At 35.8% G+C, this 16,466-nt stretch carries 17 protein-coding genes; 16 read left to right on the top strand and 1 reads right to left on the bottom strand.

Going from position 1 to position 16,466, the window contains the following annotated elements:
- The first annotated feature begins 20 nt into the window (after positions 1–20).
- The 12 genes from MHI40_RS10815 (at position 21) to MHI40_RS10760 (ending at position 11,299) form a co-directional block, all read left to right on the top strand.
- Positions 21–1,175, top strand: a complete 1,155-nt coding sequence (locus tag MHI40_RS10815) for a phage major capsid protein (protein WP_340762638.1) — start codon at positions 21–23, stop codon at positions 1,173–1,175.
- A 21-nt stretch (positions 1,176–1,196) separates the two neighbouring features.
- Positions 1,197–1,406, top strand: coding sequence for a hypothetical protein (locus MHI40_RS10810; protein WP_340762637.1), 210 nt, complete (start codon positions 1,197–1,199; stop codon positions 1,404–1,406).
- Positions 1,407–1,411: 5 nt separating this feature from the next.
- A complete protein-coding gene (locus MHI40_RS10805) occupies positions 1,412–1,729 on the top strand; it encodes a hypothetical protein (protein ID WP_445678324.1) in 318 nt (105 codons plus the stop codon).
- A complete protein-coding gene (locus tag MHI40_RS10800) occupies positions 1,716–2,057 on the top strand; it encodes a phage head closure protein (protein WP_340762636.1) in 342 nt (113 codons plus the stop codon). Before MHI40_RS10805 ends, MHI40_RS10800 begins: the two co-directional genes overlap by 14 nt.
- Positions 2,058–2,462, top strand: coding sequence for an HK97-gp10 family putative phage morphogenesis protein (locus tag MHI40_RS10795; protein ID WP_340762635.1), 405 nt, complete (start codon positions 2,058–2,060; stop codon positions 2,460–2,462).
- Positions 2,459–2,806 carry a hypothetical protein gene (locus tag MHI40_RS10790; RefSeq protein ID WP_340762634.1) on the top strand — a complete coding sequence of 116 codons (348 nt, stop codon included), beginning with the start codon at positions 2,459–2,461 and terminating at the stop codon, positions 2,804–2,806. The genes MHI40_RS10795 and MHI40_RS10790 overlap by 4 nt, the downstream gene beginning before the upstream one ends.
- 24 nt (positions 2,807–2,830) lie before the next feature.
- On the top strand, positions 2,831–3,400 hold the full coding sequence (locus tag MHI40_RS10785; protein WP_340762633.1) for a major tail protein: 570 nt from the start codon (positions 2,831–2,833) through the stop codon (positions 3,398–3,400).
- Between the two features lie 61 nt (positions 3,401–3,461).
- The gene (gpG, locus tag MHI40_RS10780) at positions 3,462–3,782 is read left to right on the top strand and encodes a phage tail assembly chaperone G (RefSeq protein WP_340762632.1); all 321 of its coding nucleotides are present in this window, start codon (positions 3,462–3,464) and stop codon (positions 3,780–3,782) included.
- 207 nt (positions 3,783–3,989) lie between these two features.
- Positions 3,990–8,342 carry a phage tail tape measure protein gene (locus tag MHI40_RS10775; protein WP_340762631.1) on the top strand — a complete coding sequence of 1,451 codons (4,353 nt, stop codon included), beginning with the start codon at positions 3,990–3,992 and terminating at the stop codon, positions 8,340–8,342.
- Entirely contained in the window at positions 8,339–9,091 is a 753-nt protein-coding gene (locus tag MHI40_RS10770; protein WP_340762630.1) for a phage tail domain-containing protein, read from the top strand. Before MHI40_RS10775 ends, MHI40_RS10770 begins: the two co-directional genes overlap by 4 nt.
- 15 nt (positions 9,092–9,106) lie before the next feature.
- Positions 9,107–10,330 carry a hypothetical protein gene (locus MHI40_RS10765; RefSeq protein ID WP_340762629.1) on the top strand — a complete coding sequence of 408 codons (1,224 nt, stop codon included), beginning with the start codon at positions 9,107–9,109 and terminating at the stop codon, positions 10,328–10,330.
- Between the two features lie 24 nt (positions 10,331–10,354).
- Complete coding sequence (locus tag MHI40_RS10760; protein WP_340762628.1) at positions 10,355–11,299, top strand: nucleoside hydrolase; 945 nt, start codon at positions 10,355–10,357, stop codon at positions 11,297–11,299.
- 34 nt (positions 11,300–11,333) lie between these two features.
- Here MHI40_RS10760 and MHI40_RS10755 read toward each other — a convergent pair whose 3' ends face one another.
- On the bottom strand, positions 11,334–12,422 hold the full coding sequence (locus MHI40_RS10755; protein WP_340764475.1) for an acyltransferase family protein: 1,089 nt from the start codon (positions 12,420–12,422) through the stop codon (positions 11,334–11,336).
- 206 nt (positions 12,423–12,628) lie between these two features.
- Here MHI40_RS10755 and MHI40_RS10750 point away from each other — a divergent pair, with 206 nt between their 5' ends.
- From MHI40_RS10750 to MHI40_RS10735, 4 genes are all read left to right on the top strand, one after another.
- Positions 12,629–13,756 carry a hypothetical protein gene (locus tag MHI40_RS10750; RefSeq protein WP_340762627.1) on the top strand — a complete coding sequence of 376 codons (1,128 nt, stop codon included), beginning with the start codon at positions 12,629–12,631 and terminating at the stop codon, positions 13,754–13,756.
- A gap of 107 nt (positions 13,757–13,863) precedes the next feature.
- A complete protein-coding gene (locus tag MHI40_RS10745; RefSeq protein WP_340762626.1) occupies positions 13,864–15,561 on the top strand; it encodes a phage tail protein in 1,698 nt (565 codons plus the stop codon).
- An 18-nt stretch (positions 15,562–15,579) separates the two neighbouring features.
- On the top strand, positions 15,580–15,936 hold the full coding sequence (locus MHI40_RS10740; protein ID WP_340762625.1) for a hypothetical protein: 357 nt from the start codon (positions 15,580–15,582) through the stop codon (positions 15,934–15,936).
- Positions 15,937–16,011: 75 nt separating this feature from the next.
- A complete protein-coding gene (locus MHI40_RS10735) occupies positions 16,012–16,401 on the top strand; it encodes a hypothetical protein (protein ID WP_340762624.1) in 390 nt (129 codons plus the stop codon).
- Positions 16,402–16,466 lie beyond the last annotated feature (65 nt).

Below are 16,466 nucleotides of genomic sequence, written 5' to 3'. Positions count from 1 at the left end.
AAAAATGGAGGAAATATATAATGACAATTAAATTCAATAAATCAGAAAAGTTTCAAAATGCTAAAATTGCACTAACAGCGGTATTAGCAAAGGAAAATGTAACAGAAAAAGAAACAACTGAAGCCTACGAGAATTATTTTGATGCACTTCAAACAGAGGTAGCTTCTGCAATCACGAAAGAAGTAAACAATGAAATGCTTGATCGTTCAATTCTTCAACAACGAGGTCAAAATGTATTGACTTCTGAAGAAACAAAATTCTTTAATGCGGCAGTTTTAGAAGGAGGATTTACTGATGAATCAATCCTTCCTGTAACTACTCAAGAACGTGTTTTTGAGGATTTAGTACAAGAGCATCCTTTACTTGATGCGTTGGGATTACAAGATCTAGGAGCCGTTACACGATTCATTACAGCAGATGTTACAAAAACATATGCGTGGGGTAAATTATTCGGTGACATAAAAGGACAAGTTAATGCAGCATTTGGTGAAGAAACAATCAGCCAATTCAAACTTACTGCATTTGCGGTTATTCCAAACGATATGTTAGAACTAGGTCCAGTTTGGATTGAACGTTTTGTACGTACTCTTCTAGTTGAATCTTATTCTGTAGGATTGGAATTTGGTTATGTAAACGGTAGAGGTCCTGGGGTAAACGAACCAGTAGGTTTACTTAAAAATGTTGACCCTACAACAAGTGCTGTCACTGACAAAGTATCTTCTGGTACATTAACTTTCGAACCTTCAGACAAAGGAACAATTGTAGCGGGAGAACTTTACGGAGTTGTTAAAGCTCTATCAACTGATGCTGATGGTAAATCTCTTAAAGTATTAAATAAAGTTGTTATGGTAGTAAATCCAATTGATGCAATTGGAGTTCAAGCACGTAATACTATTCAAACTGCAAATGGACAATGGATTATGGCTCTTCCTTACAACATTCAAGTTGTTGAATCCGAAGAAATTCCAGTAGGAAAAGCAGTGTTCTTTGTAAAAGGTCGTTATTTAGCAGCTATCGCAGGTGGTTACAAATTGAAAAAATTCGATCAAACACTTGCTATTGAAGATGCAACACTTTATACAATCAAACAGTTTGCTAATGGTAAACCAAAAGATAATAAAGCTGCATTAGTTTATGACTTAGATATTAATTTCAACCCTACACCAGAAGTATAAAATCGAAAGGAGTAGATGAAAATGGCATACAAAGTAATTAATAAATTCATTGATTCAGAGGATAACAACACTCTTTACAAAGTAGGTGATGAGTTTCCGAAAGGAGACCATAAGCCTACCAAAAAACGTATTGACGAATTATCCAAAGTTCATCCGAAATACAAGGTGGCTTTTCTTGAAGAAAAGGAATCACCAAAAGATAAAAAGAAAACACAATCTGCAAAGGATTGATGTAAATGAACATCACAAAGGCAAGTATTACACCTGAAATTTTAATAGAATTTAAAGAGAGGATGCGTTTAGGCGATGATGAAGATAACAACCTAAAACGTATCCTTTTATCGTCCCTACAAGCTTTAATTAGAGTTTGTGGGGATTATGATATTCAAACAGACGAAACGTTTAAAGAGCTTGTTTTTGAACGTTCTCGCTATGCTTTTAACGATTCATTAGAATATTTCAACGATAATTTTCTAAGCTTGATTAATAGTTTAGGAATCTCTAAAGCCTTGGATGAAATTGTGTTAGAAGGTGATGTAAATGCAGAAATTTAAATATAAACCTAAACCAAATGCAGGGAATATGAGGCATCGAATCACCTTTCTAAAACCACCAGGTGAAATAGTAAACGGTTGGCCATCCAAAGAATGGTCGGAGCATGTGACTGTGTGGGCTGAAATTAAAACATTAAAAGGCGCTCGATTATTTGAAGCAGCAGCTGTTCAAATGCAAGATATGAAAACTTTCGGGATTCGATACCGTGATGATGTGAGTGACAATATGAGGATCCGTCATAAAGGACAAGATTACGATATAACCTCTATGACAAATGACGATGAGAAGGATGAATATTTCACCATTCTTATTCGGGAGGTGCTTTGATTGGAATTACAACTAACAGGTTTGGAAGAAACACTTCAAAACTTAAGTAGCTTAAATATATCGGAGCAACTAGAAAACAAAGCATTAAACAAAGCCGGTAAAATTACACAAGCTGCAATTATTGCGGAAGCAAACTTTGGCGATCGTTCTGATGGAGTAATCAAGGAGAATATCAAACTAAAGCGTCCAAAAAATGGCGAGGTTGTCATCCACACTGGACGAGCTTATCATTCTCATATACTTGAGTTTGGACGAAGCGCAGGGTCTACCATAACCAAAGGCGGAAAAAAAGTAACGTGGGGTAAAATTAATCCAAATCCATTTTTCTCTCGAGGATACGAACAAAGTAAATCAGAATCTATGAATGCAATAATCGAAGAAATTCAGGTAGCGCTAGGACTATGAGAGATATAGTTGATTTGGTGTCTTCCACACTTACTAGCATTGGAGTTAAATCTGCTTTTCAATCATATCCATCAGGTCCAAATGGTTTACCTTCTGAATATGTAACTTTTTTAGAATATACGTCTAATCCTTCATTAGAAGCCGCTGACAAGGAAATAGAAACCGAGAGACTAATACAAGTAAATGTTTGGTCAAAGGGCAACTACTATCAGCTTGTGGAGGACATACGCAAGGTACTAGAACAAACAGGATTTCAACGAACATCAGAATTTGATGCACCTTATACAGACGGCGATTCGCACTATAACAAAGTGTTGCGATTCGCTTTTTTTGATGAATATTAAAAAACACTAGGAGGAATTACAAATATGCCTATTCAAGAAAAAGTAGAAAAAATTAGTCTTAAAAAATTACATTACGCGGTGATGACAGATGAAACAACAGAGGAGCACGGAGAAGTTAAAACAATGAACATGCCTATTGAATTAACTCTTACTCCTAACTTTTCAGAAGGTACATTTGATGCAGGAGATCAAGTAGTAGCGAATGAAGTTCAATTGGATACGATTACACTTGCTGGACAAGTTGCTGATTTACCTTCAGAAGTACAAGCCGACTGGTATGGTCATCAATTATCAGATGATAAAGGTGTAATTATGAACACTAATGACACGCCTAATTACTTAGCAATTGGTTTTGAATCAGGATCTAAGTTAGTTTGGTTGTTTAAAGCTAAGATTCGTCCAACTGAAGAATCAAATGCTACGAAGAAAAAAGGTGAAATCGCATATAAACAAAGTGGATTCAGTGGAGAAGTTATTCCGTTAGCAGATGGAACGCTTAAACACACAATACGAACTACTGATCCACTTGTTACAGAAACACCAACTACATTCTTTGCAACTGTTAAAAAACCAGTAGTAACACCAACACCATAATTTGAGAGGGGTCTAGTACCTCTCTTTTTTATTTATCAAAATATGAAATGAGGAATTATACATGAAGATAGTATTGCGTGTGGATGGCAAAGAAAGAACATATACAGAGGATTTTGTAAAAGGAATCGTCTTTCGAAAAGCTTTGGAATTGAACAAAAAAGTTCGTGAAGCAACTAACGTTGGTGAAGCTGAATTTTATGATGAATTCGTTGATTTTCTAGCGTTCGCATTTGGTAATCAATTCACTGCAGAAGAAGCTTGGGATGGATTGAGTGTTACACAGATTCAAACAGAGCCAACTCGTATATTCAACGAAGTATTAGGTTTAGGTGGATTAGTTACTCAACCAGGTGATGAAGAGGGAAACGAAACGGGGAAGTAACAGATTTCGATTCCTATGAATGGATAAAAGGTTGGTATCGTGAGCGAATGCAAGAAGGATATAAACTACATGAAATAGATCAAATGGATATTAGATTTTTCTTTGAATTACGAATGATTGAAATGGAATATGTCACAGCTGATGAATTGCCATGGCTGTAATTTTTTGTGTTCAAAAATAAGACAGTGACTGAAAGACGGTGAGAATATGACAACAGAAATTGGTAGTTTAGCAGTTTCCCTTTCCATGGATGCTTCAAGTTTCAACGGCTCAATCAATCAGATGAATAGACACCTCAGTTCAATGGGTTCTGAATTAAGAGCGGCAAAAGCGTTAGGTGCAGATTATGGAAAGTCTGTGGAAGGATTAACATCTAAAAAAGAAATATTAACTAGATCAGTTGCTACTTCCTCAGTTAAATTAACCGAAGAACGTCGAAAATATGATGAACTGGTAGCGAGCGGTACAGCAAATGAAGCAACATTAGAACGTCAAGCTAGACGTGTAAATGAAGCACAAACCCAATATAACCGGCTAACTACAGAATTAAATGAAGTTACGGAAGAATTACGAATTCAATCATCTGCATGGACTCAAGCTGGAGAACGTATGGAAGCAGCCGGCAACAAAATGAAAGCTATTGGCGACGGTATGACTAATGTTGGTAAGAAAATGTCCATGGCTATAACAGCACCAATTGTTGCTGCAGGTACTGCATCGGTTAAAATGGCGGCTGATTTTGAAGCACAAATGGATAGAGTTGGAGCAATAGCAGGTGCTACTGCGGGAGAAATGGATGCATTGAATGAATCCGCATTGAGGTTAGGTGCTGATACTTCTAAATCTGCAAGTGAAGTAGCCGTTGCTATGGAAGATATGGCGGCTATGGGATTCAATGCAGTAGAAATTATGGGTGCAATGCCTGGTGTAATTTCAGCGTCTGAAGCTTCAGGTGAATCTTTAGCTTTAGCTGCACAAACAGTGGCGGCCGCTTTAAATGTATGGGGACTTGAGGCATCAGAAGCAAGTAGAGTTGCGGATGTTTTGGCAATGGCAGCTAATACTTCAGCTGCAGGAATTGACGATATGCAATTAGCGTTTAAATACGCGGGGGCACCAGCGGCGGCTTTAGGTATTCAACTTGAAGAAGTAGCAGCTGCTATTGGAATTATGACGGATTCCGGTTTAGATGGCTCTAACGCAGGTACTGCTTTACGTGCATCTTTATTAGCATTAAATAATCCAGCTAAAGCACAAGAGAAAATAATGAAACAACTAGGATTTTCCTTAACCGACAGTAGTGGAGAGGCTAAAAGTCTTTCTGGAATAGTTGGAGATTTAGCTAAATCACTTGAAGGTGAAACGGAAGCACAAAAGGTTGCGACTCTTGCTAAATTAGTCGGAACAGAAGCGGTTAGTGGATTCCTCGCTCTGATTAAAGCAGGTCCAACAGAAATAGATAAAATGACTACAGCACTCGAAAATAGTGGTGGAGCTTCTGCTGAAACTGCAGCTAAAATGAAAGACAACTTAAATGGAGCTCTTGAAGAATTAGGCGGAACTATTGAAACTGCAGCTATTACGATAGGAAACAAATTAATTCCATCCTTAAGAAAAGGCGCAGAATATATTCAAGGAATGGTAGATAAGTTCAACGCTCTTTCCCCTGAAGCACAAAAGAATATTCTTGTAATGGCAGGAGTAGCGGCGGCAATTGGTCCTGTGTTAGTTATAGGGGGGACATTAGTAAGTTCGATCGGTTCAATTATAACTGCAGCAGGCGCGATGGCTGGAGCAATAGGTGTAGCAGGAGGCGCTACTGCCACTTTTGGCGGTGCATTGGCAGTTATCACAGGTCCGATTGGATTAACAGTTGCAGCAGTTGCAGGCCTCGGTGTTGCAGTTGCTTTAGTAGCTAAAGACTTAAGAGAAGATGCAATTCCAGAAGTTGATAGATTTGGAGAAAGTGTTTCCGAATCTACTCAAAAAGCATTAGGATCATACTTCGAATTATCTGATGGTGTATCGCAGTCAATGGCTAACCTATCTATAACTTCAGGAACCGTTACTGAAGAACTTAAAAATTCGATGATTGCTCAATTTGAGGAAATGAATACACAAATATTAGCTGGTATGGAACAACGGCATGCTGAACAAATTGAATCAACAAGAAATTTCTTTGCTAATTCGAGTGTACTTACTGATGAAATGGAAGCTAGAATTTTAGAACGCCAAGTGAATTCTTCTGAGCAACAAAAGACTGAACAACAAGAAAGAGAAAATAGAATAAAAGAAATTATTGAAACTGCTTATAAAGAAAAACGTGAATTGACTATGGTTGAAGAGGCAGCGATTAACGGTATTAAAGAAGAAATGAACCGCGCTGCAGTTAAAAATCTATCCGACAGTGAAATTGAACAAAAAATTATTCTTGAACGTATGGCATTAACTGCTGGAGACTTATCTGCTAGGCAAGCAGCAGAAGTTACAAAAAATTCTGCAGAACAACGCGACAAAACAGTTAAGGCAGCGGAAGAGCAATACAATCAAACTTTAGCTCAAATAATACGTTTAAGAGATGAATCACATGATATATCCAAAGATCAAGCAAACAAAATGATTGCTGAAGCAGGCAAGTCAAGAGATTCTACAGTTGCTCACGCTAGTGGCATGCATGCTGAAGTTGTGTCCGAAGCGAAAAAACAAGCACAAGGACATGTTAAAGAAGTTGACTGGGAAACTGGTCAAATCAAGTCTAAGTGGGGCGTTTTATGGGGTGATTTGAAAAAAGGATGGAATAGTTACACTTCTTATTTAACTGGTACTAATATGAAGCAAATCGGTGTAGATCTCATGAGCGGTTTAAAAAGTGGTATTGATTCAATGGGTGCCTCTATTATTAAATCCGCAAAAACTACAGCAGGATGGGTAACTAAAACATTCAAAAAAGAATTACAGATTAAATCACCTTCGCGTGTCATGATGGCAATAGGTAGAAATGTAAGTGAAGGATTAGCGGTTGGTATTAAGGATAAGGAAAACGAAGTAATTGCTAGGGCTTCTCAAGTTAGTAAATCTTTAATTGCATCTGCTAAGAATGTACTTTCTAAAGGGACTAAAGAAACCAATGCAGAAATATCAGTAATCAATAAAAAAGCAAACGAAGAAGCTAAGAAAATTGAAAAGCGTGCGAATGAAGATATTCATCAAATAAAGAAAACTGCTAAGGAGAAAAAACGAAAGCTCACTTCTGCAGAACTTTTAAAAATACAACGCTTAGAACAAGATTCATCAGCAAAAGTTAAAAAGATTAATGAAAAGGCTGCATCTGATGTTGCTAAAATTAATTCGAAAACAGGCAAAGAAAGACTAGATGCACTTAAATTGTTTGTGGAAGAAAAGAAACAAATGGAACAACTATCATTAGTGGATGAAGTGAAGATTTGGGAATCGTCTGTTTCTGCTTTTAAGAATGGTACAAAAGAAAAAGTAGAGGCGCAAAAAGCTTATCAGAAAGCATTAATAGCTGTTAATGATGAAATCACATCCACAAACAAAGAATACAGCGACAAAATGGTAGCCATTAACAATGATTTACAAAAATCAGAACAAGATTTAACGGACAAGTACAATTCCACTCTAAATAGTCGCATCAGTTCTCTTAGATCGTTTTCCGGATTGTTTGACGAGTTCACATACAACATGGAGAAATCAGGTTCTGAATTACTTATGAACCTAAGCAGCCAAGTTGAAGGATTTAGAACATGGCAAACAGAAATGGACAAGTTCGCAAGTAAAAGAGTTGATTCTGGATTAATTGAAGAACTTCGTGAGATGGGGCCTAAAGCATTACCAGAACTATTAGCGCTCAATTCATTAACAGATGAGCATTTAACTATTTATTCTAATCTGTATAAAGACAAGACTGCTCTTGCTCGTACACAAGCTGAGAAAGAATTGTCAGGTATGAAAAAGGATACAGAAGCTACTATCACTGAATTGAGAAAAACAGCTAATACAGAATTAGAAAAGCTACGTGTTGAATGGGTTAATAAAATCAAATCAATCACAAAAGCATCTGACGGTGAATTGTTATCACTTAAACAAATTGGTGTTAATGCAGGTAAGGGATTACTTGATGGATTAGCATCTATGGAACCTGCACTTATTGCAAAATCTAAATCTATTGCTAATAGTATTCAAGCAGCAATGAAAGCCGCTTTACAAGTTAAGTCACCTTCTCGTGTCACAATGGGAATTGGTAAACATATCGGTGAGGGATTAATCATTGGTATGGAGCAAATGAATGCAATGGTAGAGAATACTGCAAGTAAATTAGCACAGTTTGCTACTCCATCTGTGGACGACCAAAGTTATGGCGCTTCAGTTAATAGAAGTAATAGATCCGGTGTTCTTCCACAGAATGATAGACCAATCGTTATCAATGTAATTAGCCATTTAGACGGTCAAGAAGTAGCGCGTAATCAAGTTGGATATATCAATGGTATGCAATATGATTCCACATCAATTTCAGCATTACTAAAAGGAGTGAGTCTATGATAAGCCGATTAAATCTTTATGATGCAAAATGCAACAAAATCAATATGGAGTCCATCGGCTTATTTGGTCTTAAACTCCGTATTCCAGGACCATCATATACGTTAGTAAAAGAAACATTAGACAATGGTAGAATCATTATTTTAGATAAGCAGTTGAATCCACGTCAATTAGTTGCTGAGTTTATCACTAAAGCAAATGACTATAAGGATTCTTTAAAGCTGCGAGACGAGTTATTCGGATTACTTGGCCATGGTTCAGATTTGTATATCGGTGAGGTTAACGTTCCAGGTAAGTGGTGGAAGGTTGAATTAGAAGATTGGGATCCAGAGCGAATAAATAGAAGAGTAACAAAAATTGAAATTCCATTGTTTTGCACAAGTGGTTTAGCTGAATCAATTAATTTAAACAAAAAGAAATATTCATCCACATCATTTGATTATAAAAATGGTGGCAATCATTTAATTGATATGACAAAACAAGTGGTAACTGAAATCACATTTAAAGGTGCTTCCACAAACTTAACTATTACAAATAACACTACTAGTGATGTGTGGAAGTATAACGGTTTTACAACTGCATCTGACATTATCAAATTAAAGGGTGTACAAGCCTTTAAAAATGGTTCTAGTATATTTGGTCAAACAAACAAAAAACTACTGTCATTCGCAGTAGGGAATAATGAATTTACAGTAAGCGGTGCAAGTGGGGAATTTGAGCTCACGATTAGCACACGCTTTTATTTTTTGTAGAAAGGAGTTGTTTGAATGCCATTACAAAATACGTTCACACTTGATGTGGATTTTAAACATAAAAGTATTATTAATGAACCTACAGTTACTCAAAATGATGAAGTTACATTCATTCTAAATGTATACGATGATGGACTGGAATTTGATTTATCAGGAGTTTCTACTTCAACATTAGTAAGCGAGCGACCAGATAAACAATCGGTTATGACTTTAGGAACTGTAACTGGAACTAATCAAATTACATTTGCATTAGGTTCTACTGAAATATCAAAGGTAGGGAAGGTAGACGCAACAATTCAAATTTATGATGTGGATGGTCGAGTAACAACAATGCCGTTTACTTATAAAGTATTGAAAGATCCTGGTACTGGTTATATTCCTTCCACAAATGAGCAAACACTAATTGAATTAGTGCTAGGTGAAGGTCCTGCGATATTAGATGCAACTAAACAAGCTACAATAGATGCTAATACTGCCACAACTAATGCTAACGATAAAGCATCTCTAGCCAATACTGCGGCTACAAACGCAAATACTAAAGCAAACTTAGCAAATACCGCTGCAATTAATGCAAACGAAAAAGCAACTTTAGCGGACGAAAATGCCGACCTAGCCAATTCTGCAGCAACATATGCTACAACACAAGGGGACTATGCAAAAGCTAAAGGTGACGAAGTTGCAAGTATAATCGCTAACGGCCCTGTATCAAGCGTCAACGGTCAAACTGGTCCAGTCGAGGGCATAGCGACAACATTAGAGTTGCAAGCATTAGACGATGAAGTTACAGCGCACATTGCCGAAGGTTCACAGTTTGAATTGTATCACCGTGAAGGATTAAGCCTACCTATAGCTAACGGTTCAGGTACAACCCTTCCATTCACCTATCGCGAAATCGCAAGCACAGGCGCAGACTTCAGCGAAATTGACATTAATGGAAACGTTAAATTCAAAAGAGCGGGAACATATATGATGAATGTTCGAGTAGCATTCGCTCAAAACGGCACAGGTCATAGGTTCTTTGGCGTAGTTTACAACGGTAGTATCATTTTTGAAGAAGCTAGGGACGCTGCAATTACGGTACAAACTTATTTATCTCTTACTAAAATAGTAAAAGTAAATGTAAATGATACTATCGGTATTGCTTTATTTCAAGATAGTGGAGGAATTGTCGAAGTCGATGGTAATTTATCAAAAACGTTCCTAGAAATTAATTTCCTTGGTGACTCTCACCCGACTTGAAAGGGTAAGAGGTCTGTTATTTATTTGACGGACTTATTCCATGCACCGCAAGACCCCGACGATACTATTGACTTAGCGGCTATTTTTTCCTTGCATATTAATGATGAAATAGATATAAAACACATTATTCTTGACGATGGAGACAGGCAAGTTATTTCAGATGGACAAAAAGTAATAAATCAAATGCAGCACATTACAGGTTCTCACATCTCTACTTCGATAGGATTGGCTGATGCTTTAACGAATATAAATGATGATGGTATTAACCAACCGGAACAGTATCAAGAAGGAGTTCGTGCTATATTAAATAATTTAGCTGAATCAGATGAAAAAGTTGATATTGTATGTGTAGGCAGTTTACGAGATGTAGCCGCAGCGTACAACAGAAACCCTCAACTAATGCACGAAAAAGCAGGTCGAATTTTTGTATTCGCAGGTGAAGCTAGTAACCCTGACTTCACAGAATACAACGTAGAATTAGACAGGCACGCATTTGTGCGAGTGATGCAAAGTGGTTTAGATATATATTGGCTACCTTGCTTCGATGGTGGTCTTTGGCACAATGATTATGGTAGAGCTACTTATTGGAGAATAGAAGATCAACGTATACTTTACGAAAATTTAAGCGATAATATGAAAAAATTCATAACTTTTTCTTTAACGGCTAACATAACGGACGAAATTGCATATATCGAAGCACCGTTAGATGTACCAGCACTAGAGTCATTATACGGAAAGGAACGGAACCTATTCTGCGCAGCTATATTTATGTATCTTAACAACTACTTAAGAGATGGGGATAATCTATATAGCTTTAAAGAGATTGGTATCGAAGTACTGGAAGATGGGGATATTACTTATAATGATTCTAGTCCATTAAAAGTTAAACAGTTCTACATTAAAGATATGTCTAGATATAACTCAGAAATGACGAATAGAACAATTAGTCTATTACAGCGTAAACAGTAATAGAAAAGAGACTCTATTAGGAGTCTCTTGAAGTTTATTTTAAGTATTTCACTCGTAGTTTTAAAAATGGCTTTTCAATCAAATTGTATGTTATCAATGATATTAAAATTGTAATAGGTACTACAATAACGACTGAGTTCAGAATAGCATTTTTAAAAGGGCTAATATCTAGCACGATGAATAAACCTTTATTTATTATTATTTGAATGATAACAAAGTGTATTAGGTACATCGAAAACGACAATTCTCCTATTTTCGCAATGAATTTTGAAAGAAGATTAGTGTATTTATTGAAAATCAACACATAAGAAACAATAAACACTGACCAGAGTAGACCTTCAATTGTTGGCCAAATGATTTTCCAAGGTTCTACGGCTACCCATCCACCAAGTTTGTTAAAGACGAACATCGCAATGACAATTAATAATATGTTTGGGATAAAGATAAATTTAAATAGTTTATCTCTTTTTTCATTTAGTTCTTTAAACCATTTAGCTGCAAGCATACCAAGAATGAATTGGTCGATACGACCTAAAATAGTCCAATATGATATCTCTCGTATATTACCATCTAGTAAATAACCTGAAATTCGGAATATGATTGCTAGACCTAAAAGATAAAAAATCTTTTTATAATCCGTTTCCATTAGTTTCAATAGAAATGGAAATATCAAATAAAATTGGAATTCAACAGAAATTGCCCAAAACATTGCCGAAAAGGGTCCTAAGTTAAGAGCACCTTGTACATTAGAAAACCCTAAAACTGTTTGAAGTAATGAACTAAATGAAAAGTTTTGAGGATAGACGCTTATTCCTACAATTATTAGAAAGATAAATAAGGGATAAATTCGTAAGAAACGATTTCTAACAAAACCCAAATAGTTTATTTGTCGTCCCATCGCACCATAAGTAAAGATGAAGCCACTTAATACCATGAAAAGCGCGACTGCTGTATGCCCTTCGATAATGAATGCATGGATAGGATTTTCCGTGTAAATCCAATGATCGAAATCGAATGGCTTTTCATAAAGTATTTGGTAGGAAATGTTGTTGAGCGTATGATATAAAATAATTAATAACGCAGCATATGCGCGAATGTGATCAAGTGCAGGTAAATATGTAATGTTTTTACTTTTAATTAGAATAACCTCCTTTTTAAACTATAGTTTATTATATCAATAGTTAATAATAAGTAAATCTCATAGAACAAATTGAATTAATAGTATTGAAACAAGATTACTTTTAGAATTATTAATAATAATATAGATATATATCACTATTATGTTTAAAATAACATTTGTAGCACATTCAACGAAGGGATGGATTAATTTTGAGAAAAACTAAAACGTTTTTACTAGGTATATCACTATCATTTTTAGTACTTTTATCTACAAGTGCCGAGGCACAAACAATAGACGTAGATAAAGATGGGCTAGAATATATTAGAGGAGAAAGTCCTAGAGCAGATGGTATTTGGCATCAATACGGAGGACTAAATACGGCTTTAAGAAAGAATATTGTTTTTTCTGACGTAATAACTCCTGATGCTGAATTTACTAATTATAAAGGTGATATTGTTAATCAACATAATCTAACTCAACAGACACCCGAGAATTATGACGGTACTCACAACCATTATCAAAATGTTTTAAGTGAAGTAACTAACTTTTCTGAAGGCACTAATGCTATTTCTTTTTGGGGAGATGCGAGTGCTGTTGTAAATGGGTCGAACGCTTGGGGAGGATTTTTAAGTGCTCGCTCAGGCTATCTAGGATATTTGACTCCTGAATTCCAAAAATATATACCTGAAGGTGTAAATTTAAACTACAATCCAGAAGATTATGATGCGCAGTTAGTAGGACTTGAAATAGATGTTTTAAATGGAGGGAAACCTGGCGTTTACCCAAATAAAGCTAAAACTGGGCTGCAAGTTGTTGGATTTGGAAATCCTAACTCACACGCAATTTGGGTAGCCTCAGAAGATACTGAAAGAGACACAGAAGATAGAAGAGGGTTATTTGAAAGTGGTATGTATTTTAAAAATAGTATGGCTGAATACGGAAGATTGATAGTAGCTGATTTCGATAAAGCGAAAATAGGCTTAGACTTTAGAAAATCTTTATTTACTGAAGGTGCAATGCAATTAAAATCAGAACAAGTTGGAACTGGAATAGTGTATAACGAGGGCAAATCAGGAGAAATTTATGGTGGTTTACGTTGGGATGGATTAGAAGATAAACAAAATTGGTTGTCCCTTCGTGCTGGAGAAGGTGGATTAAGAGTCGTTTCTCAGGATAATACTAAAGAATTAGTATCTATTGATAACCACGGCGGAATATATCTAAATGGCGACGTGTATGTAAATGGAAAAAAACTTAATGATTTACTTGATCAAGAAGATCGATTAGATTCATTGGAAAATGAAATAGAAGAATTAAAAAAACTAATTCAAAAATAAATAAATAACATTAGAGGATATCTTAATAGGTATTCTCTATTTGTTGGAACCTAATGTGTCATAAAAGAGTGCCAACTCTTTTTTATTATGAAAGTAGGTGATGTTATGTGTTAACCGTCACAGAAAATAATCAAACAGAAATGCTCAATCAAATACAAGGCTTTGAAATGGACGAAGAAGTGAACGGATCCCTAGTGGTGAAGTTTACTTCTTTTTCTGTGGAGAATAACCGAGGTCATAGTCTTATTGATGAAAGACCTATTTTCACTGTGGAAGGCTACGAATTTCGATTAGCTCAGTTAAAGAAAAACAGCAATAAGAAAGATGTTACTGCTATTTCAACATTCTATGATTTAGTTGGACACCGACAAGAAACGATATACGGTGGTACTCATACACTTAATGAGTTTGCTTCTTTTATTTTTCAAGGTACTGGATGGACATTTTCAAGTAGTGTACCTGGTTATCGATTAATTCCAAACTTTGGTGAGAATAACGTCATTGTTTTAAAAGATGCTCTCTTATATGCGTTTGAATGTGAAATGAAAATCATGCCGAATAAACATGTTCACTTTGCTCCGAAAATTGGACCTGATAACGATGCTCAATATCGAAGAGGGCATAACATTAAATCGTTGGTTGAAAGTGTTGACTGGAGTAAGATGCGTACACAAATAACCGGTCATGGTGCAAATGGATTGGTTGTAACTTATACTTCTCCAAATGCTGAAAAGTACGGAGTAATTGTTGCTGATCCAATCACTGATGAGGATATTACCGAGTACTCCACAATGCTAGAGAGATTGAAAAGCGAGCTTGTTGATTATCCAGAAGCCTATTTCGAATTAGATGCTGTAGAGCTTACTAATAAAGAACTTGGAGAGCGAGTATGGTTAATCGATGACGTAATGGGGATTGAATATCAAACTCGAGTGTTATCCAAAAAGACTATTCTAAGAGGTAATAAATTTGTAACTTCATCTGTCGTATTAGGTACAACATTACCTCGTAAAAATGCTGATTTATTGGTTAATCAAAAAGTTGAAATTGATGAGAATCGGAAAGAATATCGAACTAAGTTTTTACAGACAAATGAATTGATTCAACTGAATGCCGAACAAGTGGATGTATCGATTGCAGCATTAGAACTTAAAGCGGACAACATAAGTATTTCAGTAAATAATCGTATTACAAATGAAGTGGCTGCTATTAATGTTAAGGCTAGTGAAATTAGTTTAAAAGTAACCAACTTAGATTCTCGTATGCAAGGTGCTGAATCATCTATAAGCATTCAAGCTGGTCAAATAGAATCTAAGGTCAGTCAATATGATTTTAATGGACAAACCATTACATCTAAAATTGTACAAACACCATCTGCAATTAGCCAAATGGCACAGAATTTAATTCTACAAGGCTTGGTGACTGTATCGAATTTAAGCACACCCGGTTCTACCATAATTGATGGTAGTAATGTTTATAGTTCAGCTTTTGTTGTAGGGCGCGGAACAGGTTCAACACTCACTATGACAGCTGTTGCTGGTTCCCATATGATTCAGTCAATTGATGCAGCTGGATTAGGAATTGTTTCGAACGGTTCAATGAGTCTTCGTACAAATAGCAATTATGGTGTGTATGTACCTAACTCACAACTTGTGGCGCAAGCGGGATTCCGTGTAGAAGGTGGAATTAGTCAGTTCAATACGAATGTAACTGTAAACGCAACATTAAATGCTTCATATTTACAAATACAAGGTTCACCAGTAGCTACACAAGCGTGGGTAGCTGCAAATTTCGCAACTAAATAATAGGAGGAATTTAAATATATGAATTTCAACATACTCACTTATGACGGTTCTGTAATTAACATAGAAGGTGGCCCTGATTTAGAGGACTTTTGTAAACAATTGAATAATAACGCATTATTAACATTGCCTTTAGGTGGAGAAGTCTTATCAAAGGATTTATTTAAAATAGTCATTCCGGAAGGTGAGTTAACTGGAGATTACGAAGTCCATACAAAAGATGGAGATATCTATCTAACGGATATAGAAAACTTCGATGCTAACGAAATCTCCACTAAAACCAATACTGCTAACGGTTCGTTTATCATTATTGGCGATATTATAATTCAAAGGGCAAATATTAAAAGAATTAGATTAGCAACAGCACCAGCAATGTAAAAACTAAAAATGAGAGTGGGGAAGGAATCCCTTTATCTTTTGTCGAATAGTGGATGAAAGAGGGAGGGGTTAATTTTGAATTGGGATTTAATAATCGGTTTAATAATTGGTTTAAGTGGTTCTATTCTCGGTCTAATAGGAACGATATGGTCAAATAAACAAAACAACAAACATTCTATAGATATGTTGAAGCTAAACCAGAAAGAAGAGTTTAGACGCTTTGTATTGGACACCTCTTATAAGGAATACGAATTTAGAACAAACACAGCTATAAAGCTTTCGGATGAAACTGGTTCTCCTGCCAACTTGTATCCATTTGATATGTATCTTGCGACTTACACTAAAATAAATGAATATCTAGAAATTGAAAAAGCCACAAATCAAGATTTGAATTCATTACTAAATGAGATGGAACAAATAAGGCAGATGTATCTTAGTTATAATAAACAAAAAAAGAACAATTAATTTAGGGCATCCATAAGGGTGCTCTTTTTATTTAGTAAAAAGGGGTGAGAGGATGCCAGAAGGAG

This window comes from Psychrobacillus sp. FSL H8-0510, assembly GCF_038008345.1.
Taxonomy (GTDB): Bacteria; Bacillota; Bacilli; order Bacillales_A; family Planococcaceae; genus Psychrobacillus; species Psychrobacillus psychrotolerans.
Note: the sequence above shows the minus strand (reverse complement) of the source record. Positions and strands in the feature narration are given on the sequence as shown.